Raw genomic sequence first — 24704 nt, 5'->3', positions numbered from 1 at the left:
ACGTGTGTTGATCTATCCCGGCCCACCATGCTTAAAGCGCTCGAACTCGTCGGTTTCAAGAGCTTCGCCGACCGGACGCGCTTTGAGTTTCCGCGCGGGATCACGGCCGTCGTCGGCCCCAACGGCTCGGGCAAGTCGAACGTCGTCGACGCCATCAAGTGGGTGCTCGGCGAGCAGAGCGTGAAGAGCCTGCGCGGCAAGGAAATGGCCGACTGCATCTTCAATGGCTCGGCTACGCGGTCGGCCGTGAACACCGCCGAGACGACGCTGGTGTTCGACAATTCGCAGCGCCGTCTGGCCATCGACACCCCCGAGGTCGCCATCACGCGCCGGGTCTACCGGAGCGGCGAGGGGGAATACCTGATCAATCATCAGCCCGCCCGGCTGCGCGACATTCGCGACTTGTTCTCGGGCACGGGGGTCGGTTCGGAAGCCTATGGGATCATCGAGCAAGGCAAAGTCGACGTGCTGTTGCAATCGTCGGCGCGTGACCGCCGGATGATCTTTGAAGAGGCGGCCGGCATCAGCCGCTTCAAGGCCAAGAAGATCGAATCGCTCCGCCGGCTCGAGCGCGTCGAGCAAAACCTGCTGCGGCTGTCGGACATCGTCAACGAGGTCGAAAGCCGGTTGAAGTCGATCCGGCTACAAGCCACCAAGGCGCGGCGCTACCAGGAACTGGCCGATCGACTGCAACAGTTGCGCACGAACATCGCGGCGGCCGATTGGCGCGATCTGACCGCGCGGCTGCACGCGATCGAAGCCGACGTCGCGACGCGGCGCGAGGCGCGCGACGGCTGGCTGGCCAAGACCGAGGCGTTGGAAGCCGAAGCAACTCAGTTGGAAGAACTGCTCGCCAACTCCGAACAGGAGTTCCGTCAGCGCGAAGGCCGACTGACCCAGAATCGGCAACGGATGGCGGCGCTCGAAGCCGGCATCGACCATCAACGCCTGCGGCTCGTGGAACTCGACGGCGAAGCCGAGCGCGTCCGGGCGCAATTGCTGGCGATGGGTACGCGAACCGACGACCTGCGCCAATTGATCGACGAAACCGCCGCCGCCACGGCCGACGCCGAGCGGCGCTTTCGCGAGAATCAATCGCAAGTCTCCCAGTTCGACGACGAACTGACCCGGCTGGGGCAGGTGCTCGAGCAAGCCCGCGCCGAGGCGGAACGCCTGCGCGCGGCCCACGTCACGACGCTGCGCCAGGCCGCCGCGGTGGCTGGCGACATCGGTTCGATCGAGTCGCTGCAGGCCGCAACTCAACAGACCGAGATTCGCCACCGCCAGCGATTGTCCGAACTGGAAGCCGAGCGACAAGCGATCGAACAGCGACGGGCACAAGATCAATCATCCTTTCGCGCCGCCGGCGAAGCGGCCGAGCAAAAGCAGGCCGAGCTATCGCGCGCGAGCGCTCGGCTAGTCGAATTGCGTCAGCAACTAAGCGCCCACATCGCCGACTTGAACCAATTGCAGCAGCGTCACAGCGGCGCCCGCGAGCGGGCGGCATTGCTCGACGAACTGGAAAGCCGGCTCGAAGGGGTCGGCGCCGGCGTCAAGGCGGTGCTGATGGCTGCCCGCGGGGCCGACGCGCCGTTGAAGGGCGTGCGCGGCATGGTGGCGGACCTGCTACGGGTGAACGTCGAAACCGCCCCGGTGATCGACGCGGCGCTGGGGGATCGGGCTCAGCACCTGGTCGTGTCCGATGGTCAGTCCTTGTGGAACTACCTGGCCGAGGAGCCATACCGGTTTAAAGGCCGCGTTAGCTTCCTCCGACTGGGTGACGCGAGCGTCCCGCCATCGCCGGCTGCAATCGACTTTTCCCACGAGCCGGGCGTCGTCGGCCGCGCCGATCGGCACGTCGAAACTGATCCGGCCTTTGCTGAACTGGCCGAGCGGCTACTGGGCCAGACGTGGATCGTTCGCCAGCTTGCCGATGCCCAGCGGCTGGCAAAGACGGCCCAGGGGGCGGCGTCGTTCGTGACGTTGGCCGCGGAATATGTCGCCGCCGACGGGACGATCACGGTCGGGCCGCGTCATGCCGGCAGCGGGTTGCTATCGCGGCGGAGCGAGCTCCGTTCGTTGCGGCTGGTGCTGCTGGACCTGGAACGGGAAATCGAAGCGACCTCCGCGGCCCAGCAGGCGATGGAATTGCGGATTGCCGCCGAAGATCGGCGAACCGAGGCTCTGTCGGCCGAGCGGGCCCAGGCCATCGCCACGCTGGGGGAACATCGGGCGCGGCTGCAAGCCGTCCAAGCTCAACTGGAAAAACTGAACGCGCAGGTCGCGGGCGCGAACACCGAGTTGAATAGCACGCTGGCCCAGTTGACCGAGGCGGATCGGCGCCTTGAAGCCCAGCGTCGCGCCCTGGTCGAGGCCGAAGGGATCGCGGTCGAGGCCGAGCAAGCGGCAAGCCGCGCACTGAACAAATCGGCCCAGATCGCCGAGCAACGGCTGGAAGTGCAGCGGCAAGCGACGCTGGCACGTGTGGAATTGGCCGCCAGCGAGGAGCGATTCAACGCCCTGCGCGCGCGCCAGCAACAGTTCGAGCAAGACCGGCACGAACGCCAACATACGCTTGAAACGCTGCGCAATCAGTTGGTTCAGATTGCCAACCGGCACACCAGCGGCGAGTTGGCCATTCTGGAAGCCGAGTCGGAACTGGCCGAGTTGTATCTGGCGCTCGATGGACTGGTGGCGGAGATCGTGGCCATGCAAGCGGCGCGTGACGACGCCCGCTGGCGCCGCGCCCAAGGCACCGCCGACGCCCAGGCCGCCCGCGCGGAAGTGCGCAAGTTGGAAGAACATTTACACGCCCGCCAACTCGAAGCCAGCCAGATCGAACTGCAACGGCAATCACTGGCCGACCGACTGCGAGATGATTACGGCATCGATCTGGCGACGCTCGAGCACACGCCGAGCGAGGACGAGTTGAAGGAACGCGAGGCGGTCGATCAGGAAATCGCCGACCTGCGCCGCAAGTTAAGCCAGCTAGGAAACGTCAACCTTGAGGCGCTCGGCGAGCTCGACGAGCTGGAAGTCCGGTACACGGGACTAAAAGCTCAGTACGAGGACATGGACGAGGCCCGACGTTCGCTGGCGCAAATCATCGAAAAGATCAACGCCGACAGTCGGCGGCTATTTGCCGCCACGTTGGACCAGGTGCGGGTCTACTTCCAGACCTTGTTCCGCAAGCTGTTCGGCGGCGGCCAGGCGGACATCGTGCTGGAAGAAGGGGTCGACATGCTCGAAAGTGGCATCGAGATCGTCGCTCGACCGCCGGGCAAAGAGCCGCGCAACATTTCGCTGTTGAGCGGCGGCGAAAAGACGATGACCTGCGTGGCGCTGCTGCTAGCGATCTTCCAGTACCGGCCGAGCCCATTCTGTGTGCTCGACGAAGTCGACGCGGCGCTGGACGAAGCGAACATCGAGCGGTTTGTCGCGGTGCTGCAAGAGTTTTTGACCTGGACCCAGTTTATCGTCGTCACCCACTCGAAGAAGACGATGACTTGCGCCACCACGCTGTATGGCGTGACCATGCAGGAGTCCGGGGTCAGCAAGCGGGTCTCGGTTCGCTTTGAAGATGTGAGCGAAGGCGGCCACATCCAAGAGTCGGGTTCCACCGACACGACGCAAGCGGCATAATTTCCGCGCGCCTTCACTGCCGGCATCGCTGGCGTACGATTGCCTTGGGGGAGTGACAGCAGATCGATGCCGCGCGGCCCGAAACACGCCGCGGCGCATTGCGCCAGCGTGATTTCGCTAGCGGTCAGCCTGACGCGGCAATTGCCGCGTTTTCAGCGTCGGGACGCACGTTACTCAAGGTGAAACTTAAGTCGACACGGCGCGATTCCGACCGTGGCAAATGTATCGAATGCGCGGCCGGGCAACTGGTGTCGACGCGCAACCTTACCAGCGCGGAGCGAGCCTTGCGACGCGTCTGGCCGCTACGAGCGGAAAAACTTTCTAAAGTCATCCCCCAGGGAAACTCGAAACTAACTTTCGGAAGGTTAGTCGGTCGGCGCGTGATCTTTGCGGAAAACGCGACGGACGATTGGCCGCAGGGGGGAAACGAGCTAGCCGACGGTATCTGCCGTTGGCGCCACGCGCAGCCATGCTCTTCGGCGCAAGCCGCGGGGGATGGTCCGTGAGCGCGTATCTTTCCTGCCGGTCTGGACCGTGGCGTCTGGACCGTTTTTCTTGGCAGTCGGCGCGTGTCCGCGGCAAGGCTGGGAGCGGAGGCTCCCAAGAATGCGGATTTTCGCTGACTTCCAATGAATCGGGAAGCCGATGAGCGTTAAAGCGGTGGTGGAACAGAGGGAGCTGTTACCAACGCCGTGAGTAACGAAGCAATTTTTGCCACTAGTTCCGACCCAGATGTTTGCGGACGCGCTGGCTTAACCCCGCCCACAGCCGGCCAGACCAGGACGAAAGCCGCGACGTCCCAACAAGGAACTACACAACGCGTGACTGGGACCGATTCACCGGATCGGACACAGCCTACGTAAGACGTCAAACCAAGCGTATTGAATGGGAGAGCCTGCAATGAAGGTTTTCACAACGGGACAGGTCGCCAAGATTTGTAAGGTGGCCCCCCGCACCGTAAGTAAATGGTTCGATTCCGGCCGGCTGAAGGGTTATCGCATCCCTGGCTCGCAGGATCGTCGTATTCCTCGCGAATACCTGATCAAGTTCCTCAAGGAACACGGGATGCCGCTGGGCGATCTCGAAGATGAAGCAATGGCCAAGGTGCTGGTCGTGGGCCAGGACCAGGTGCTGATCGAGAACCTGAAGCGCGAACTACCGCTGGAACGGTCGTTCAAGCTGTCGGTTGCCTCGAGCGGCTTCGAAGCTGGTATCCAGGCCGAAAGCTTCCACCCGGACTGCATCATCGTCGACTTCTCGATCGGCCGGACCGAAGCGCTGCAGATTTGCCAGAACCTGCGCCGCAATGTCGAGTTCGCCGAAACGATCCTGATCGCCTTGCTGCCGGATGACGGCAACACGACGAGCTTCGATCGCTCGAGCATCAACGAGACGTTCAAGAAGCCGTTCGACGCCGCCTTGTTGGCCGAACGCCTGAAGACGTTGATTGGCGCCCGCAAGGAGCTGGTCCGCTAGGACCAGCCCCGACGCAGCGCGATCAGCGTCGGTAAGTGGTTAACCAGTTCGCCGGTTAGTGCCTAACGTCAACCGCGGCAGACCCCCGCGGTGACGATCATTCAACTGGGCCGTCGGTTGCTCCGGTGCAACCGACAGCGGCTGGGGGTAGTGAACTCCCGGTGACCCAGCCGCGGCCCACCAGGCCTCCCATGACTCATGCCGCCCGGCAATCGTGCCGGCGGCCTTCGACCCGCAGGGGCATCTGGCCCGTTGCACTCAACGCGGTCTACTTATTGCTCCCTCGCTTCTAGATGGCTCGAAGCGGGCGTTGCCGCAAAGGCTCCTCCAACGCCCCCGGGAACTCCTCGTCGTAAATCCGCTCGATTCGCTCTTGGAATTCATCGAATCGCTGTTCGAGGAGTTGCAGTGTTGGCGCGTCGTAATCAGGACGCGCTTCTTTGAATCTGTTTACGGCATTGTTCCAAAGTTCAAGTTGGCCTGCGGGATAGATGACGGCTTGCCATTCGGGCAAGTATTGATCTCCGTTGATGACAGCCGTTTTGTAGCGTTCCGAGAAGCTTTGCAATTGCCCGGCCAAATTAACTCGCCCCGCAGCTAATGCGTCAAGTCGAGCTTGCCGGCTTCCACGAAGAATCGTAACGCGATTCGCATTGCGTGTTTCTAGCCAGTGATTGAGAAACAGCACCACCGTGCGATTGAGTTGCTCGTTTGTCTCTTTGGGTAAGTGTTCACTACGCTGGTCGATAACAAGGTCATACTGCGCTGCCCAGTCGTTGTAACTCACTCCATCGCATGGCCCTAGCAGCTTCGCGAGCGTTTTCTGGCACGCATCGGCAAGCGGGCGATCGCTGATTCCCAGGCTGCTCCGTGAGGCGAAATCGTCTCCCATTTGCATGTGGTGCCGCTCGATCTGCAGAACCGCTAAGGCCGCTTGAGGAATATCCAAGTCAACCAATGCACTGCAGCACGGCTCGGAGTCGAGTAACGCGTATTTGAGCAGAACTGGTGAAATCCGAACTAGCTGGTGTTTGGAAAACACGCGGGCGGAGTATTCGGCAAGCATGTAGCTTGGCTTTGCCGATAGTTGATCGGCCAGTTTTTCGGCAGCTCGAGCACCCTCTCGATTCTCCAGAATTACGATGCAGAGTTGGCGGTAATCACGTCTGTCAAAATCGAGTGTTGGTTTTACTTTCCAATCGGCCTCTTCCACAGCTTGCCAAATGCGGTCGCGATTTGAATCGGAGTTGTGTTCGTCCAAGAACAAAACTCCATAGTTCCGAGAAAACGGGCCATTCCCCCGCAACGACCAATTGGCGGGTACGGTGGCGAATGGGCCGAAATAAGCCCAGACCACCGCAATCGAAAGACCGGCGACGAATGCGCATTTCGATCCGGAAATACGATGGAAACGAGTTGCAATGGCTTTAGACGCAGGTATCGCTGACCAAGTTACGATGATCAGCAGCGGCCACAACATACGGTAGGCCAAGCCCATCGTCGTGTCGCCTATCGTGACCCGTGTTTCGCTGTAATTCAGCGAACCGTGGACAATTGCAAATATCGCTGCTCCCGTTGCCAAAGCAGTGCAAAGCAAAAACAAACGACGATTGCTCCGATAGGGGACGGAAAGCCAATCGTAAAGCCCTACCATGAGCATTAACGAGAATGGACGTAACCAAAGTGTTAGAGGAAACAAGCTTTCAAGGTTGATAAAGTTCCAAGCGTGGTACATCGCCAAGGCAGAAATGGCGCCGATCGGTACAAGCAGAAGCGATCGCAAGCTGACTCGCTGTAGCAGCTTTGGCAACATGATTGCAGTCGCGAAGAGCGCTTCAAAGACGATGGGTCGCCAATACCAGCCTGAAGCGGTCTCCCAGACCCAAAGTGCGGATACGATCACGGCGAGAAGGATCGCAAAGCAAGTAAGCGGTATTTTTCTAAGCACAACTCGCGCACCGGCGATATTGTGCCTCATCGCTTGCCAGGTGATTTTGACAATGATCGAGTCAGTTAACATGCCCAAGGCATCGCAAGATTCACAGCGGGACCCAAAAAACCTGCGCCTGATGCTGACCGTCATAGAGCAAGTAGGCTAAGTTAGCGATAGCATCACGCATAGGTTATCATTTCACGCAATAGGCCGCGATTACTCTTTATGCCAGACCTTTCTCATTTCGACGAGCAAGGGCGCAGCCGGATGGTTGACGTCGGCGCCAAGGACGTCACTGCCCGGTCGGCGCGGGCCAGCGCTCGGGTGCGGATGCTCCCCGAGACGTTGCGGGCGATTCTGGATCGCCAGATCAGCAAGGGCGACGTGCTCGAAGTAGCCCGGCTGGCCGGCATCATGGCGGCCAAGCGGACCTGGGAGCTGATCCCGCTGTGTCATCCCTTGCCACTCGACGCGGTCGAGCTCGAGCTGCGCCCGCTGGACGACACGACCCTGTTCATCGCAGCCACGGCCCGGGCCACGGCACGCACCGGCGTCGAGATGGAAGCCCTCACCGCCGCCAGCGTCGCCGCCCTGACAGTCTATGACATGTGCAAGGCCATCGATCGCGGCATGACCGTCGAGCAGATCCACCTCGAAGAGAAACAAGGTGGCAAGAGCGGGCACTACGTGCGAGACGCTACCTAGGGCGTAACGACAAGTCGAGTATCGGGTGCCATGCTCAAGCCCCCAAGCTTGAGCATGCGAATTGCGTACGAACATGCTCAAGTCTGCTGACTTGAGCATGGCACCCGCTGATGTTGGCAGGCGACATCGAGAAACCTTACGGCCGCTGCGGCGGGCGTTCTTCGAGCATCGGTTCCAGCTCGTCGACGAAGTCGCGCACGTCCTTGAATTCGCGATAGACGCTGGCGAACCGAACAAAGGCCACCTGGTCAAGCTGCCGGAGGTGCTGCATCACCAGCTCGCCCAGGTATTCACTTTGGACTTCGGTCTCGAAGTTCTGATGGACGTCGGCTTCGACGGCCGCGACGACCGATTCGATTTGCTCGTCCGAGATCGGGCGCTTCCAACAAGCCTTTTCCAGTCCGCGCTTGATCTTTTCGCGCTCGAACGGGGTGCGGGTACCGTCCTTCTTGACGACCTTAATCGCCGGCTCTTCCAGGCGTTCGTAGGTGGTGTACCGCCGCTTGCAGTTCAAGCACTCGCGCCGCCGCCGGATCGCAAAGCCGTCTTCGCTGGCTCGCGAGTCGATCACACGGTCGTTGTCAAATCGGCAGAACGGACAATTCATGGGCGGTCACTCCCCAGGCGCCGGCGCGCCAGGGTAAGAGTCGAATGTTACTTCCAAACCCGACGCTGCCGCGAGCTAAGAATGTTCATCGCCTTGCGATACTTGGTCACGGTGCGACGGGCCACGGTCAGCCCGTGCTTATCTAGTTCCTTGACCAGTTCGTCGTCGCTCAATGGATTCTGTTTGTCCTCGTGGTCGACGATTTCCTGTAGCTTCAATCGCACGGCGTCCCAGGCCACTTCCTCGCCGTCGGCGCTGACGGTGCCGCCGCCAAAGAACCGCTTCAGCGGGAAGATGCCTCGCGGCGTCTGAATCCACTTGTCGTCCACGGCCCGGCTGACCGTGGTGACGTGAACGCCGACTTTGTCGGCGATTTGCTGCATCTTGAGGGGCTCGATGAACTCGGGCCCCTTGTTCAGGAACTCGGTCTGGTGATCGACAATCGCCTGGGACACCCGGGTCAGCGTGCTTCGCCGCTGCTCGATCGAATCCATCAGCCATTGGGCCGACGTCAGCTTGCGCTTGATCCATTCCTTTTCCTGCTCGCTGGCCCGCCCTTCTTGCAATAGCTTGCGATAGTAGGGGCTGATGAACAGGCTCGGCGTGCGGCCGTCCTCGAGGCGGACCTTGTACTTGCCCCCTTCGGCCACGTCCAGGTAGACGTCGGGCGAAACGGTCGGCGCGTGCTGCTCGGTGAACAGTGCGCCGGGCTTCAGGTTCAGCTTCCGCATCTCGCTGAGCAGTTCGCGGATGTGGTCGATCGAGAAGCCGGTCTTCTTTTCGATCACCGGCAAGCGATTGTGTTCGAGGTCTTCCAGATGGTTGACGATCAGCGTCTTGATCTCGTCATAGTAAAGCATGCCCGGCATCAACTGCAGCAGCAGGCATTCTTTCAAATCGCGCGAACCAACGCCCGGCGGGTCGAGTTTTTGGACCAAGGCCAACGCCTTGCGGGCCAACTCCAACTCCTCGGGAGGAGCGTTCGGGTCGATCAGGTCTTCGAGCCGGTTCGGCAGGAAGCCGCCGTCGTCCAGGCTGTAGATAATCCGTTCGGCCATTGCCCGCAGCGCGGGATCGGGCGCCCACCAGCCCAACTGTTCGATCAGGTAATCGTGCAGCGTCGGCGGGCGCGACTCCATGTTGGCCATGGCGTCGTGCTTGCGGTCCCCTTCTTCTTCCAGCCGAGAACTCGACATCCGTGGCCGCTCTTCATAGTCGGGCCACTCGTTCTGGTCCAGGTTCATCAGCCGTTCAAAGTCGGCTTCGTTGTTCTTGTTGTTCTCAATGACCAGCTCGCGCTCTTCCGAGGTCGGCGCGTCGGGGTCTTCGCGCTCTTCCGACTCTTCGGGCAGATCCGGATCGGTCTCTTGCATTTCGAGCACGGGGTTCTCTTGCAGTTCCTGCTCGATCCGCTCTTGCAGGGCCAGCAGCGGCAACTGCAAGATTTCCATCGACTGAATCATGCGCGGCGCAAGCACCTGCTTTTGCGCCATTCGCATTTCTTGTCCGAAGGAAAGTCGCATGACTCTTGCTCGTTCTGCTCGGTTCGACTGGTCTTAGTTGTCTGGCCAGTCGAACTTGGTTCAGCCCCGGCCTCAGTTAAACTTCTGACGGCCGGCGATCGCGTCGGCCAGGATTTCCCGGTTAGCGAATTCTAGCACACTGCCCGTGGTAATCCCGCGGGCCAGTCGGCTGATCGAGACCGGTAACTCGGCCAGCCGATTGGAGATATATAGCGCGGTTCCGTCCCCTTCCAGGGTCGGATTCGTGGCCATGATCACTTCCTGGAACGAGCCATTGCGGACCCGTTCAACCAGGGCGTCGATCGTCAGTTGGTCCGGCCCCACTCCTTCCAACGGCGCAATCCGACCCAACAGCACGTGAAACAGCCCGCGGTAGTTGCCGGCATTTTCCAGCGCAATCAGATCGCGCGGCTGTTCGACAATGCACAACACCGCCTGGTCGCGGCGTGGATCGGTGCAAATGCCGCACAACTCGGCCTCGGCCAGGTTGTAGCAGACCTTGCAGTAGCGCACGTTTTCCTTGACGCCGCGAATCGCCTCGGCCAAGGCCAGCGCCTCGGTCTTGCTCTGGCGCAACACGTGGTACGTCAGACGCTCGGCAGATTTCTTGCCGATTCCCGGCAGACGGGAAAACTGTTCGATCAGTTGTGATACCGATTCGGTAACGCCGGGCACGGGCTCAATCCTCACAGGTCGGCAAGCGTTCAAACGCCGCCTGGTTCAATCTCGGGCCAATCGCCCCCAGTCCCTTGGACCGTCCGCCGTACTAACCTTGTAGCTGCGGTGACAAGCGCCGCTGGGACAAGCCGCCTGGATGTAACCAGTGCGTAAGCTGCGTGGACCACTTGCAGAAAAGCGTCTATCTAACTGACGAGCGCCACGCGGACTGATCCGTCGCCCACCTGCCACTTTGGGACGAACTCAGTCGATGCGTAACGGGCGAATGTCGAACAAGTCGGCCGCACGTTGGACCAACGGGTTCGACATCTTCTCGTACATTCGTTCCCGCGGCGAAACTATGCGAGCTCGCTCAACCTCGGGCTTCGGTTCGGCCGTGGCCGTCGAAACCGAGAACTCGACGCGAACCGCTTGGCCCGTAATGGCTTGAAGCGATCGCTCGATTTGCGCCAACTGCTCGGGACGCTCGCAGAACGACTTCGAGGTAGTATATCCGGCCGGAAAGTGAACGGCCAGTCGATTTGGCGCAAGAATTGCTACACGATCTGCCGAGAGGGCATGGTCGACGACCATGCCGGCCAGTTGGCCGATCGCTTGCTGCCAGAGAGCCAGGACATTGTCGCTGGTGATTTCGATGGCGTCGGGGGCGGGCGCTGATGGTTCGTCTTCAGCGACCGCGTCACTTTGTCGCGCCGCGGCTGTCGGCGTATCGACACGCAGGATTTGCCCTTCAGGCGCCGGTCGAACTTCGGACGTAGGGCGCGCTTCGGACAGTGATCGTGACGCGGCGGCCGGCGCGTCGTCACTCAGTTCTTTTTTTTTAGCTTCGACCGGCGCGGACACGTTGGTTCTTGTTGTCGATGCCGCCGTGATCTGCGGCGCGGCGGTTCGCGTCGCCGCAGGCAGCGTCAAATCGCCCGACGATTGCCGCAGTTGCGTCAGCAGCCCGGCGAGTTCTTCCAGGTTGCCCAGCCGTGCAATCCGCACCAGCGCCAGTTCGGCCAAGGTACGCGGCCGCGTCGAGTGACGCATCCGGGCCAATGCCCCGTCGACGATTTGCATACAGGCCAGAATCGTTTCCAGCCCCAATTGCTGGGCCGAGGCGATGACTTGCGACTGATCGTTGCGCCCCACGTACAAAAACGTATCGGGCGAGCAGCCGGCCGCGGCCACCATCAGATCGCGCAGATAGCCGAGCAACTGGTCGAGCAGCTGGGCGACGTCGACCCCTTCGTTCAACGCGCCGTCGAACTCGGCCAGCGCCGCGCCGGCATCGCCAGCCACCAGGTGACCCATCAAGGCTGCCAGCCGCTTGTCGGCCGCGGTGCCGAGCAGTCGATGCACGTCGTCGGCCGTCAGCTTTTGCCCCGAGCAGGCCAGCAATTGTTCGAGCAGCGACTGGCTGTCGCGCATCGAACCGGCCGCGCGGCGGGCGATCATTTCGAGCGCCTCGGGCTCGGCCTCGACTCCTTCGGCCGCGACGATCTGTTTCAGACGACCGGCGATTGATGACGTCTGAATACCGGCGAAATCGAACCGCTGGCAGCGCGACAGAATGGTGATCGGAATCTTTTCCGCTTCGGTCGTGCAGAAGATGAACTTCACGTGCTCCGGCGGCTCTTCCAGCGTCTTTAGCAAGGCGTTGAACGCCTCGCGCGTGAGCATGTGAACTTCGTCGATGATGTAAATCTTGTAGCGCGAACGGCTGGCCCGGATGTTGACGTTCTGACGCAGTTGGCGAATCTCGTCAATGCCGCGGTTGCTGGCGCCGTCGATTTCGAGCACGTCGACGTCGTCGCCGGCGCTGACGCTGCGGCAGATGTCGCACTGGTTGCAAGGCGTGGCCGTTGGCCCCGTGACACAGTTCAGCGCTTTGGCAAAGATTCGCGCGGCCGACGTTTTGCCGACGCCGCGGGCGCCGGTGAACAAATAAGCGTGTCCGACGCGCTGCGAAGCGATGGCGCCGGCGAGGGCCTGGCCGATGTGTTCCTGGCCGACCAACTCCGAGAAGGTTTGCGGCCGGTAGCGACGCGCGACGACCACATAGGCGTCGTGTTGCGTGGTGTCCGAATCGCCCGAGGTCTCAGCCATCTGCGTGCCGTCCGTTGCCGTGAGGGATGACTGAGCGTTGTGGTCGGTTAGTTGAGCCGCAATTGGTGAGCGACTTGCAATCCGTCATTAGCCCCCGGTCAATGACCGGGGGCGAGTGACGCCCCAATTGAGAGGGCGAATGATCTACAAAATGGCTGGCGCGGCCGCGAATGAGAGACCCGCCGCACAAGAAGCTGACTGTTTATGGCTGCTGGATTTCTCCCCTGACCAGATTCACAGGTCCCCTTTGCGGGGGCCCCTCATGCGGGGCCGCGCCGAGCGTGGTGTCGCCGACTGCTCCGTTGTACTCGGCCAAGGGGGCGTCGTCAAAGCGTCAGGTTCAACGGACCAGGTAAGTTCTTGCGCCGGCGCAGGTTGTTGGCCCACTGTCCCACATCAAGGGTGCCACTGGCGGGCTTGTCCACCAGAGAGAAGCAGTACCTGCGCGCCTGGGGAAGGCCGATGTTACTGCTGCTCGACGATATGTTGCTGAGGCCGGGTGTTGATCGACGCGGTTAATTCGACGGCTCCCTGCATCGTGTCGACCCGCTCGTGAAACTCTTCCGGATCGTAAACGGGCAGATCGTTGACGCGCGTTACCAGCATGCCGCGCACGATACCCGCCTTGGCTGCGGGGCTGTTCGCCTCGACGTCGATCACGCGCACGCCGCTGTCGTCGTGCTCTTCGCCGAACAACGGAATCAACTGCATGATCGAGACCGGGTAGTCGACCCGCATGCCGCGCCACAATGGCTCTTGCTGTGTCACCACCTGGGGCAGCGGATTCGGCGACTTGGACAACCGGATCGGGATCACCATCTGCCGGCCGTCACGGTTGACCCGAAACGATGTCACCGCCCGCGGGCCGTGGGCGGCGATCGCCAATCGCAAGGCGTCGGCGTCGTAAACCGGCACCCCGTCGATGGCCGTCACCAGATCGCCACGCCGTAGGTCCGAACGCGCCGCCGGCGTGTGGGGCGAGACCATCTCGACGACCACTCCTTGCATGCCGTGCATCCGCTGCTGATAAGCCAGATTGCTTGGCTGGACGCCCAGGTAGCCATACGAAACCGAGCGGCCTTGCTTCAATGGCTCGAGCAGGCGGCGGAACGTGTCGTCGACCGGAATGGCGAAGCCCGCCGACTGTTCAAACCCGACCGAGGCGGCCAGAGCCGTGGTCAGCCCGATCATCTCGCCGCGCAGGTTCAACAGCGGCCCACCGCTGGTACCCAGGTTCAGCTTGGCGTCCGTCTGAATCAGCGAGCCAAATTGATACAGGGTCTTCTGCTGAGGGGACGGCTCGTTGTTGCCGACCACCTTGCGCGTCAGGTTCGAGATGATTCCCCAACTCGCGCTCACCTGCCCGTCGCGGGCGATGGCGTACGGATTCCCCAGGGCCAGGACGATCTGCCCTTTCTTCAGGGTCTTGGCGTCGCCCAGTTTGATCGGCGAGAACTTGTAATCGGACGGCTTGCCTTCGACCTTCAGGATAGCAAGATCGCACTTCGCGTCGCTGGCCAACAGCCGCGCCACGAACGTCCGCCGGTCGACCGTCGTGATGTAATGATCTGCCGTTGGTTGCGGATCGACCACATGGTGGCAGGTGAGGATCAGCCCTGCTTCATCGATCACCACGCCGGTGCCAAACTCGGTCGGCACGAACTCGGGGCTGGTCGGATCGTTTTCTTTGATCGTGTTGATCTGACCGAACTGCAGCGGGCCGTTTTGCACGACTGCCGGCGCTTGGTCGCGCGGTCCGATGCGAGCGATCGCCACGACCGAGCGTTCGGCCGACGCAATCGCCTGGGTCATCGCCTTTTCGATCGCCACAGCGGCTTGCAGGCCGTCGACTTCCTGGGCCGCCGCTGGCCGTGCGGCCAAAAAGCCAAAGATAAGCAACGCGACGCCTGATGAAACGGCAAACGGTCGAGCGAATCGGCGGAAACGCACTTGCCGCGCAGGGAAGGAGCCAACCATGACTAAGAAAACTCCGATCGGGTCGCCTGCGACGATGGCCGCGCAGCGAGCGCGCCATCGGCCCAGAACGTGAGTGCCAGGGAAACTTTACTATTCTACCCGGCACAAACCAGATCGGAAGGCAAACCCGGTGTTGGAATAGGGCGATCGGCCACTTTCGCCCAGTTTTAACGCCTGCCTCGGGTGGCCCAGGTTGCTAAAGCAACCTGGGCGGGCACAGCCCGCAAGAAACCTCGATCGACGCTTTCAGCAAGTGGCGAGTCGCCACTGCAATCAGTCCGGCGCTCGAGGTTTCTTGTTGCTTCGCAACCCCGGCAACAAGTTGTCGGGGCCACCCAACTGTTACTTTGAAGCCCACTTCCCAGCACTGCCGGCTACTCGTCGCTGCTGCTGTCCCCGCCACCTTCACCGCCGCCGGTCGGAATGGTTGCTCCGGCTGCCAGCACCTTTTCCTTCAGCTCTTCGAGCAACTGAGGATTCTGCTCCAGATAGGCCCGGGTCTTTTCCCGTCCCTGGCCCAATTGCACGTCGCCATAGCGGAACCAGGCCCCCACCCGGGCCACCAACCGCTGGGCCGTGGCCAGATCGAGAACATCGCCGGCGTAGCTGATGCCGTTGCTGTGCATCATGTCGAACTCGGCCACGCGGAATGGCGGGGCGACCTTGTTCTTGACCACCTTGGTCCGGACCCGCTGGCCGACGACGACTTCCCCTTCCTTCAACTGCCCGATGCGGCGAACATCGATGCGGCAACTCGCATAGAACTTCAACGCGCGACCGCCGGGGGTCGTTTCGGGGCTGCCGAACATGACGCCGATCTTTTCGCGAATCTGGTTGATGAAGATCAGGGCCGTCTTGCTTTTGGCGATGGTGCTGGTCAGCTTGCGGAGCGCTTGGCTCATCAGCCGGGCCTGCAAGCCGACGTGCGAATCCCCCATTTCCCCGTCTAGTTCCTTTTGCGGCACCAAAGCGGCCACCGAGTCGACCACAATCACGTCGACCGCGTTCGATTTGACAAGCATTTCCGTGATGTTCAGCGCTTCTTCGCCACTGCTCGGCTGGCTGACCAGCAGGGTTTCGAGCTCGACGCCCAGTTTTTTGGCCCAAGTCGGGTCGAGGGCGTGTTCGGCGTCGATAAACGCGCAGATGCCACCCGCCTTCTGGGCGCGAGCGAGCACGTGCAGGGCCAGCGTCGTCTTGCCGCTTGATTCGGGGCCGTAGATTTCGGCGATGCGCCCCTTGGGGATCCCCTGGCCCCCCAGGGCCAGGTCGAGCGACAGACAGCCGGTCGAAAAACCTTCGATCCGCGCCGTCCGATCCGAGCCCAGGGGCATAATCGCCCCTTCGCCGAATTCCTTCTCGATTTGGGCGATGGTGTGCTTGAGCGCGGGATTTTCGCTCAGCAGCGTCTCTTTGGCGTCGGCCGACTGGTTCTTGGCCGGCTTTGGGGCAGCGGCTTCCTTCTTGGGCATACGGTGGTTCAACTTGGGGGTAGCGACAGCCGTCATGGTTCCATCCTTCTTGCTCAAAATGGCCGGGAAATGCAGCGTAAAACCGGCGATACTGAATCTACGTACGGTAGTGAATGCGTGTTCACTATATCGGTTTCACCCAAGCCGAGCAAGCAGAATTTCTCTGACTTTTTGCCGCCACCTCGCCAGAAAAAAGGATGGGTAAGAAATGACGCCCAGCACGTGCTGGCAGAGCCGGAGTTTGCCGAGTTTTCGGCCCGCCCCCAGCGCGGCGTCACCTTAACGCGCTGGCCAGCGATTTTCTACAGGGCAGGCCGGCGCATGGGGTAAACACACGAGGCGGCAGAATCGTTTCAACGTGCCGCAGCTACATGCCAAAGCAGCCTTTGGCGATCAACAGGGCCAGAGCGATGACAACGCAGATCAAAACAGTCGAGAGTCGGAACGGCTCCCAACGGTCTTGGCCCCAGCGAGTTGGGTCGTCAAGAATCTGATTCATGCGAAGTGGCTCGTAACCCTGTAGGATGCACTCCGTGCATCTTATTTGTGCGTAGCTCAAAGAACGATACAGGATATCTTCGGCGTTCGAATCGGCGGTATTTCCAGACCGTTAAGATGTGGTCCGCCGAACTAAGGTGCATGGAATGCACCCGACAAAACTACAAGCCCCTGCAAACTACCCGGCTGCGTCAATCGTACGACCGGCGGCGGTCGCGTTTCCTGTCGGAAGTGGCGCGTTTGCGTTCCAGCCGGCGTTCGATCGCTCCGCGACCCGGACGTGTCTTCTTGCGCCGCCTTGGAGGCAGGGCCACGGCCGCGATCATAGCCCGCAGTTTTTCCAGGCAATCGGCCGTATTGCTCGGCTGGTCCCGGTGTTGCTGGCTGCTAAGGACGACGGCCCCTTCGACGGTCAGCGTGGTGGCATAACGCGCCAAGAACCGGTCGCGCACGTCCGGGGGCAAGCTGGTATTGGCCCGCGGATACCAGCGCAGTTGCGCCTTGCTGTTCACCTTGTTGACGTTCTGGCCGCCGGGGCCCGAGCTGCGCACAAAGCTGAGTTCAATCTCTTCCATCGGGACCGACAGACGGTCATTCACAATCAATGATTCGCTGGCCATATGGGGCAGTATATCCTGAATGTCCCCGGGCGGTGGAGAAATTGTATGATGGGGCGGGGCTCGAACAGCAAACGACACTCGCGGTGTACCGGATGTTCACGCTGGCGGCGAAAACTTGTGCGATTCGACGGGTTGTCGCGATGTGCGGCGCTTTGATACTTGGCTATGGCCTGAGCGTGGCGGCTGCCGAGCCGGCGTCGGCGGTCGCCGACCTGGGCACGCGCAAAGTCGGCGTCGATTGGCCCGCCTTTCTCGGTCCCACGGCCGATAGCAAATCGTCCGAGACGGGCCTCGCCGCGCCGTGGCCTGAAAACGGCCCGCGGGTTGTCTGGCACCGGCGCGTTGGCACCGGCTATAGCATTCCCTCGATCAGCCGCGGCCGGCTGTTCCAGTTTTCTCGCTTTGGCGCCCAGACGCGGCTGGAATGCTTGCGCAGCGAGACCGGCGCGCCCTTGTGGACGTTTGACTACGCCAGCGACTACGCCGACATGTACGGCTATGACAACGGCCCGCGTTGCCAGCCGATTGTCGACGACGACCGGGTCTACACATTCGGCGCCGAGGGAATGCTCCACTGCCTGGACGTCACCAGCGGCAAGCTGCTGTGGAAAGTCGACACGGCGGCCCAGTTCGGCGTGATTCAAAATTTCTTCGGCGTCGGTGGCGCGCCGGTGATCGAGGGGGATCTGCTCATCGCCAACATCGGCGGCAGCCCCGCCGACGATCGGTCCCTCCCGCCGGGCGCGCTCGACCGGGTCAGCGGCAACGGCTCGGGCGTGGTGGCGTTCGACAAGCGCACCGGACAAGTGGCCTATCGGTTCAGCGACGAGTTGGCCAGCTACGCCTCGCCGCGGATGGCCACGATCGCTGGTCGGCGCTGGGGGTTTGTCCTGGCCCGTGGCGGCTTGATTGGCTTTGAACCGAAGACCGGCAAGCAAGACTTCTTCTTCCCGTGGCGCAGCCCGACGCTCGAAAGCGTGAACGCCAGCACGCCGGTCGTGGTCGACGACCTGGTCTTCATCTCCGAGACCTACGGGCCCGGCAGCGCGCTGGTGCGGGCAAAGCCGGGCGAATACGAACTGATCTGGAAGGATGAACCCCGTGCGCGGTTTCGGCGGATGCAAACCCACTGGAATACGGCCGTCTATCACGAAGGCTTTTTATATGGTTCGAGCGGGCGTCACACCCAGACGGCCGAACTGCGTTGCATCGAGTTGAAGACCGGCGAGGTGAAATGGAGCCGGCCGGACCTGACCCGCTGCAGCTTGATGTACGTCGATGGTCACCTGGTCTGCCTGGCCGAGTCGGGGGAGCTGATGCTGCTGAAAGCGAATCCCGAGAAGTTCGACCTGGTGAGTCACGCCTTGTTGCGCGCCCCGGCAACCAGCGAAGTGAAATCGGGCGCTGCCGACGAGGCGAAGACGCCACCGGCTGACGAGCCACCGGGTGAAGAGCTGCGCCTGCTGCGTTATCCGGCTTGGGGTGCGCCGATCTTGTCGCACGGCCTGATGTACGTTCGCGGCGCCGACCGGCTGGTGTGCGTGGAACTGATTCCCGACCCGAAGTAACATCGCCGTTTAATCAGTGTCTGGTTACGGTCGCCTATTCTTCGAGGCACCCATTGTGACTCGCGCGTTGATCCAGCCCATCCTCACGGGATTGCTGTTCGCTTTCATTGGGCTGAACGCCCGGGCTGCGGAGCGCCCGCCCAACGTGGTGCTGATCATCACCGATGACCAAGGGTACGGCGACTTGGGCTGCACGGGGAATCCGGTCCTTAAAACGCCCGAGATTGATCGGCTGTACGCCGACAGCGTGCGGCTGACCAGCTTTCACGTCGACCCGACTTGCTCGCCCACGCGAGCGGCCCTGATGACCGGGCGCTACTCGACGCGCGTCGGCGTCTGGCACACGGTCATGGGGCGGCACATGCCGCGGGCCGAAGAACGAATGATGCCCCAGGCCTTCGCCGACAGCGGCTACACGACGGCCATGTTTGGCAAGTGGCACCTGGGGGACAACTATCCATTCCGCCCGCAGGATCGTGGCTTTCAAGACGTGCTGATGCACGGCGGCGGCGGGTCGGGTCAGATTCCCGACGCTTGGGACAACGACTACTTCGACGACACGTATTTTCGCAACGGCAAGGCCGAGAAGTTCTCGGGCTATTGCACCGACGTGTTCTTCAGCGAAGCGATTCGCTACATCGAGTCGAAGCGCGACACGCCGTTTTTTGTCTACCTGGCGACCAACGCGCCGCACGGGCCATACCGCGTGGCCGACGAATGGTCCGCGCCGTATGAGTCGCAAGTCGGCGGCGACCAGGAACTGGCCAAGTTCTATGGCATGATCGCCAACATCGATCACAACGTCGGCCGCTTGCGGCGACGGCTCGACGAGCTGGGGCTGGCCGAGAACACGATCCTGATCTTCATGACCGACAACGGCACTGCCCGCGGGGCGACGTTCGGCGTGGGCAAAGGGGCCGACTTCCGCGGCAACGATGTGCCACTGTCCAGCGGCTACAACGCCGGAATGCGCGGACGCAAGGGTTCGCCCTATGAAGGGGGGCACCGCGTACCGTGTTTCATTCACTGGCCGGCCGGAAAGCTGGCCGGCGGTCGCGACGTCGGCGGGCTGACGGCTCATTTCGATTTGTTGCCGACGTTGATTGATCTGTGTGGGCTGAAGCCGAAAGCCGAGGTGGCGTACGACGGCATCGACCTGGCGGCGGTGGTTCGTGGCGAGGCCAAAGTGCCGGCCGACCGGATTCTGATTACGCACCATCAAGAGTTGGCCGAGCCCGAGAAGTATCGCTTTGCCGCGGTGATGCAAGGTTCGTGGCGTTTGATTGTGCGCAACGATCAATCCGAGCCACCAAGTTACACTATTGAGCTTTACGATGTGCAGAAGGATCCTGCTCAGAATCGCAACATGCCCGGAGTCCATAACGACTTTGTGACGCTGCTTTTTGCGTATGACGATTGGTGGATAGAGATGGCTCGCGACTTTGCGCGGCCGGCCGAGATTGTGATCGGCAGCGAGCGTCAGAATCCGACCGAGCTGACTTGCTTCGAGTGGTACAACTCGCCCCAGTGGTGGCAGCCGGCCGTGAAGCGCGGCTTCGAGGGGAACGGCCATTGGTCGCTCTTGGTCGAACGGGCCGGCACGTACAAGATCACGCTCCGACGCTGGCCGGCCGAAGTCGACGCGCCAATTGCCGGCGCGGTCGACGGCGGCAAGGCGATCCCCATCGACTCGGCCCGCCTGAAAATCGGCACGTTCGATGAACAGCAGCCGGTGGCCAAGGACGCCAAGGGTGTCACGTTCCAGGTCAAGCTGCCGGCCGGCTCGACCAAAATGGAAACCTGGTTCCACAGCCCGAACGGCACAACCCGCGGGGCATATTACGCGACCGTACGGCGCATTGATGACAACCCGAGCCGGTAGGAAGAGTCTTAGGCGGTGTGCAGTGGGTGGCCCAGGTGCTTGCACCTGGGCGGCCGAAGGCCGCAAGAAACCTCGGGCGCCGTCTGGCACGAATGGCGACTTTCCACTCGGCTACGCGTGTTCATCGAGTTTCTTGTTGCTGCGCAACACCGATGGCCGGGCCATCGGTGCCACCCAAGGCGTTTGAACTCGACGCAATTCGGTTTACGTACCTGCCGGGCATTCTTCCGCGATCCTGCGGAAGACCTGGATCGCTTCGTTGAACGCCTGGTTGGCTGCTTCGCGCTCGGCCGGGGCGATGTTCCGTTCGCGGGCGCGCCAGAGTTGTTCGACCACCTCGGCCCCCCAGCGAGCGCTCGCGCGCGAAGCGCGGATCGGCTGCTCGCCGACCAACACGTTCACCGGGTTGGTGTGCAACTGGGGGAACTGGCGCAGCGTGACCCAACTGCTCCGCTCGATGGGGACGTTGAACTTCACCTCGTGCAACTGGTCGTCGGCTGGCACCTTTTGCCGCGCCACGACCTGGCCGTTGACGACCACTTCGACCAGCCGCTCGCGCACGGCCTCATCAGGAACCTGCTGCGAGGGGTGGATCGTGACGGTGTCGCCGATCCAAGGCTTGCCGGCCGCCGGAGTGGCCAAGCCATAGGCTACTTCGCGCGGCGTTTGCGAGCTGAACGCCACGCGGGCTGTCGCAACGACTTTGCCTGGCGCCGCCAGTTTGATTTCACCCCCGGCAGGCACGCCGTTCACCGCGAAGTTGATGGCATGGGCAAAGCCGTCCGAAACGTACGAGCGCCCCTGGGCCAAGCCGGCGCACCAGTCGCGCACGTCAATCCGCTCGACTGGGCCAAGCTGGACGTAGGTGCGCCCCTGGCCGACGCGCGTGCCGCTCATACACGGGAAGTCGGTCTCGCCCGCCGTCTTCAACGGAAAGCCACAATTCATCAAGTGATACCAGGTGTTCCACTCGCGCCCACGCGGGGTGTCCATGGCGCTGATAAAGTCGCACACGCCCAGGGCCGTGGCCGCGCAGATTTCCAGCGGCGCTTCGGGCACGCCCAGGTTGGGCAACTGTTCGGCGATCCGGTCGAGGCTCCGCTCGAGTTCCGCCAGGCTAAGGACCTGGTCGCGGTTGACGTCGATCTTGGCGAACGGCTCGGAAAGCAGGGCCGCGGCCGCTTCGTCGACCGAGAGCGCCTGGTTCTTGTCGGCGTCATACGCGGCCATCATCCGCGCGCTGGCGGCGGGCGGGTCAATCTGCATGCCGGAGCCCGAGTGGGGATAACCGGTGAACGCCCCTTGTTGCTTGGCCCACCGCAGCGCCGGTGTGGCCCAAGTGGGCCAACCTTTGATGCCGTCGCTGCCGGGGTAGACATGATCGGTCAGGTTCAACAGACAGACGTGCCCCAGCGCCGCCGAGCCAAAGCCGCTGATCTCGATGTCGTATTTAATGACGCAGCGCGGCTCGCTGATTTCGCTGGCCTTGGGGCTGTGAAACTGCCGCTGGAACTCGAAGCAGAAGCCCCAATTCAAGATGTTGCCGACGTTGAGCCCTTCTCCCTTCACTTGCCGAAAAATGTCGGCCGCCACGACTCCTTCGGTCGGCGAGGAGTAGTGCGCGCAGCCCGCCGAGTGAATGTGATGGTCGCCGCCAAAGTAGCCGAATGCCGGCGGATCGATCCACCGTTTCAGGTGTACGTCGAGCGTCGCCTCGGGCGCGTCGGGAATGGTGACGGTTCGCTCTTCCAGGCGGTACTCCGGCCCGCGGCTCGATTGCATGGTCAGCTCGCCCGGCGGCAGCGTCACCGTCTCGCCATCGGCGCGATAGATTTGCGGCTGAAAGAAAAAGTCGGGGGCCAGTCGCTTGGCCTGGGGCGGAAAAACGCGGCCGGTGTGATCGCGAAAGGTCAGTCGCGCCGTTGACGGCGTGCCGTCGGCTTCGCGCACGCTCAAGCGAACCGTCGTGGCGCGGCGGATGTTGAACAGCACCGGCGTCTCGCCCCGGAAGCCCAGGTCTTGCGTCCCCTGGTCGACGTCAAAGGCGATCGTCGCTTCGCGGCGGCCGGCTTCGCTGGCATGGATCAGGGCGACGGCGTACTCGACTTCCAACCCGCTCAGGTGCGTGGTCATTGGCGGAGCGGTGAACATCTCGAGGTGTAGAAACCGTCCTTGCCGATCGACCGCGCCCGGGTCCGAACGGAGTGCGGTCTGTTGCTGCCGTTCGAGCGTGCTCAGGTACTCGCCGGTGTACGGCGTGCCCGATTGCGGACTGTGAACGCGCAGCCGCTTGGTAATGTCCCCCTGGTTGATCACCTTGACGATCACGGGCGTATAACCGGCCTGTTGCAATCGGGCCGGGCCGGGGCCGCGGGCGACCTTGACCCGGGACTCGGGATTGATCTGCACGACGAACAAGACGTGCGGGTCGATGGCGCTTTGCAGCTTAAGCGAGTCGCGCTGGGTGCCGGCTTCGCGAAGTGCTATTGCTGTTTCGGGCGCAAGCGGCGCGCCCAGGTAATCGAGCGCCTGGGCCAATCGTTCGAGATTAGCCGCCAGCGGCTGCCCCTCGACCGGCGTGGCGGGGACGTCTTGGGCGCTTGCCGATGTTTGCCAAAGCGCGAAAGTCGCCAGGAACCATGCCAGGAAGTGTTGACCTCGCATCGCTTGCTCCCGCCTGAGATATGCGCGCGGCTGACCAGGAACGGCGCATTTCCAATCCATCAACGAGCGTAAATGTTTCAGCGCGTCGGAGCAAGCAAAGTCGCGAAGCGAACCGCATGAGAAGCACGAATCATGCACGCGCAACAAAAAACCCAGGGGGTGAAACCCCTGGGCTTGTGATGATCGATCGAGAAACACGTCGCGAAACGGCGATTATCGTTTCGCGTTCATCGTTTCTCGTTGTTCGAGTGGACCGGAAGGGAGTTGAACCCTCGACCTCTGCATTGCGAACGCAGCGCTCTCCCAACTGAGCTACCGGCCCTTGCCGTTCAGTCACATCACACGTGGTGTGCGACCGACGAACCATCGATTCTAAGAACGATGCCGCGCGTTGTCAAAGCCCGCTTGCGACGTGTCTGCGTCGCGGCAAATCCGGCGGAGTAAACCGACCACGACGACACGACGGACACGACGTAGGAAATGACGAAGTCCGAATGACGAAGGAATTGCCGACGATCTGATAACCAAAGCTCAATGGCCAAGCGGCGAATACGCGAGGCATCCCTCACGTCGCCACACCACATTCCCACTTCCGCTCCTACGTCGTGGCCGTCGTGTCGTCGTGGTCGAATCTGCCTTTATTTGAAATAGTCCGGCTCTTGGCCCGGCTTCCACTTGATGTTGCAGCCCAGGCTGGCGCGCTGCTCGGCCGCCACGGTCTTGCCCGCCAAGACCGCGTCGAGCGCCGCGCGCAGATCGGCGCCCGTCACCGGCTGGCCGTTGTCGGGTCGGCTGCTGTCCAACTGGCCGCGATAGACCAACTTGTGCTGCTTGTCGAACAGGAAGAAGTCGGGCGTGCAGGCCGCGCGATACGCCTTGGCAGCCGATTGCGTCTCGTCGAACAGGTAAGGGAAGGTGTAGCCGCGCTCGCGGGCTTCGGCGGCCATCTTGTCAGGGCCATCGTCCGGATGCTTCTCGGTGTCGTTCGATTGAATGGCCACGACCGCCACGCCGCGCGATTGGTAATCGCGCCCCAGCTTGGCCAACTCGGCGGCCACGTGCTTGACGAACGGGCAGTGGTTGCAAATGAACATCACCAGCAAAGCCGGCGACTGCTTGTAATCGGCCAGCGAGACCGTCTGGTTGTCGACAACATTGCGCAGCGCAAAATCGGGCGCCGCGGTTCCCAAAGGCAACATCGTGCTTGGCGTACGAGCCATAAAGCAACTCCTGTATTCTTATTTGTTCAGTGAATCTTCTGAGCCCGCGAATATCGCAACTCGTGGAATAAGTTTTTTCACCGCAAAGACGCAAAGGACGCAAAGAAGAGGGCAAAGGAATTCCCAAATGAGTGTTGCCGACTATCGA

At 61.9% G+C, this 24704-nt stretch carries 15 protein-coding genes, 1 tRNA gene and 1 other RNA gene; 5 read left to right on the top strand and 12 right to left on the bottom strand.

From position 1 onward, the window contains the following. The first annotated feature begins 27 nt into the window (after positions 1-27). Complete coding sequence (smc, locus tag JSS27_07425; protein MBS0208766.1) at positions 28-3642, top strand: chromosome segregation protein SMC; 3615 nt, start codon at positions 28-30, stop codon at positions 3640-3642. Positions 3643-4542: 900 nt separating this feature from the next. Continuing rightward, a complete protein-coding gene (locus JSS27_07420; GenBank protein MBS0208765.1) occupies positions 4543-5118 on the top strand; it encodes a helix-turn-helix domain-containing protein in 576 nt (191 codons plus the stop codon). 289 nt (positions 5119-5407) lie between these two features. On the opposite strand, the gene JSS27_07415 is transcribed toward JSS27_07420, so the two are convergent. Further along, positions 5408-7138: a hypothetical protein gene (locus JSS27_07415; GenBank protein ID MBS0208764.1), complete on the bottom strand. Its 1731-nt coding sequence runs from the start codon at positions 7136-7138 to the stop codon at positions 5408-5410. A 138-nt stretch (positions 7139-7276) separates the two neighbouring features. On the opposite strand from JSS27_07415, the gene moaC reads away from it, so the two are divergent. Further along, positions 7277-7756 carry a cyclic pyranopterin monophosphate synthase MoaC gene (gene moaC / locus JSS27_07410; protein MBS0208763.1) on the top strand — a complete coding sequence of 160 codons (480 nt, stop codon included), beginning with the start codon at positions 7277-7279 and terminating at the stop codon, positions 7754-7756. A 136-nt stretch (positions 7757-7892) separates the two neighbouring features. Here moaC and nrdR read toward each other — a convergent pair whose 3' ends face one another. From nrdR to arfB, 8 genes are all read right to left on the bottom strand, one after another. Continuing rightward, positions 7893-8363 carry a transcriptional repressor NrdR gene (gene nrdR / locus JSS27_07405; protein ID MBS0208762.1) on the bottom strand — a complete coding sequence of 157 codons (471 nt, stop codon included), beginning with the start codon at positions 8361-8363 and terminating at the stop codon, positions 7893-7895. Between the two features lie 47 nt (positions 8364-8410). Then, the gene (rpoN, locus tag JSS27_07400) at positions 8411-9886 is read right to left on the bottom strand and encodes an RNA polymerase factor sigma-54 (protein ID MBS0208761.1); all 1476 of its coding nucleotides are present in this window, start codon (positions 9884-9886) and stop codon (positions 8411-8413) included. A gap of 72 nt (positions 9887-9958) precedes the next feature. Continuing rightward, positions 9959-10561 carry a recombination protein RecR gene (gene recR / locus JSS27_07395; GenBank protein MBS0208760.1) on the bottom strand — a complete coding sequence of 201 codons (603 nt, stop codon included), beginning with the start codon at positions 10559-10561 and terminating at the stop codon, positions 9959-9961. A 246-nt stretch (positions 10562-10807) separates the two neighbouring features. Further along, complete coding sequence (dnaX, locus tag JSS27_07390) at positions 10808-12655, bottom strand: DNA polymerase III subunit gamma/tau (protein MBS0208759.1); 1848 nt, start codon at positions 12653-12655, stop codon at positions 10808-10810. Positions 12656-12821: 166 nt separating this feature from the next. Then, positions 12822-12920: signal recognition particle sRNA small type (ffs, locus tag JSS27_07385), an RNA gene on the bottom strand. Positions 12921-13120: 200 nt separating this feature from the next. Next, positions 13121-14554, bottom strand: a complete 1434-nt coding sequence (locus JSS27_07380; GenBank protein ID MBS0208758.1) for a trypsin-like peptidase domain-containing protein — start codon at positions 14552-14554, stop codon at positions 13121-13123. A 452-nt stretch (positions 14555-15006) separates the two neighbouring features. Further along, on the bottom strand, positions 15007-16104 hold the full coding sequence (recA, locus tag JSS27_07375) for a recombinase RecA (protein ID MBS0208757.1): 1098 nt from the start codon (positions 16102-16104) through the stop codon (positions 15007-15009). Between the two features lie 689 nt (positions 16105-16793). Continuing rightward, positions 16794-17222 carry an aminoacyl-tRNA hydrolase gene (gene arfB, locus JSS27_07370; protein ID MBS0208756.1) on the bottom strand — a complete coding sequence of 143 codons (429 nt, stop codon included), beginning with the start codon at positions 17220-17222 and terminating at the stop codon, positions 16794-16796. A gap of 92 nt (positions 17223-17314) precedes the next feature. Here arfB and JSS27_07365 point away from each other — a divergent pair, with 92 nt between their 5' ends. Beyond that, a complete protein-coding gene (locus JSS27_07365) occupies positions 17315-18790 on the top strand; it encodes a PQQ-like beta-propeller repeat protein (protein MBS0208755.1) in 1476 nt (491 codons plus the stop codon). Between the two features lie 67 nt (positions 18791-18857). Continuing rightward, positions 18858-20672: an arylsulfatase gene (locus JSS27_07360; protein MBS0208754.1), complete on the top strand. Its 1815-nt coding sequence runs from the start codon at positions 18858-18860 to the stop codon at positions 20670-20672. Between the two features lie 204 nt (positions 20673-20876). Here the strand turns inward: JSS27_07360 and JSS27_07355 are convergent, their stop codons facing one another. The 3 genes from JSS27_07355 to JSS27_07345 all read right to left on the bottom strand — a co-directional run bounded on the left by JSS27_07355 (position 20877) and on the right by JSS27_07345 (position 24556). Further along, positions 20877-23336, bottom strand: a complete 2460-nt coding sequence (locus JSS27_07355; protein MBS0208753.1) for a CehA/McbA family metallohydrolase — start codon at positions 23334-23336, stop codon at positions 20877-20879. Positions 23337-23585: 249 nt separating this feature from the next. Further along, positions 23586-23658, bottom strand: a tRNA-Ala gene (locus JSS27_07350). 316 nt (positions 23659-23974) lie between these two features. Further along, the gene (locus JSS27_07345; GenBank protein ID MBS0208752.1) at positions 23975-24556 is read right to left on the bottom strand and encodes a thioredoxin family protein; all 582 of its coding nucleotides are present in this window, start codon (positions 24554-24556) and stop codon (positions 23975-23977) included. Positions 24557-24704 lie beyond the last annotated feature (148 nt).

Source organism: Planctomycetota bacterium, from assembly GCA_018242585.1.
GTDB lineage: Bacteria > Planctomycetota > Planctomycetia > Pirellulales > PNKZ01 > JAFEBQ01.
This window is presented reverse-complemented; position numbering and strand designations above follow the sequence as displayed.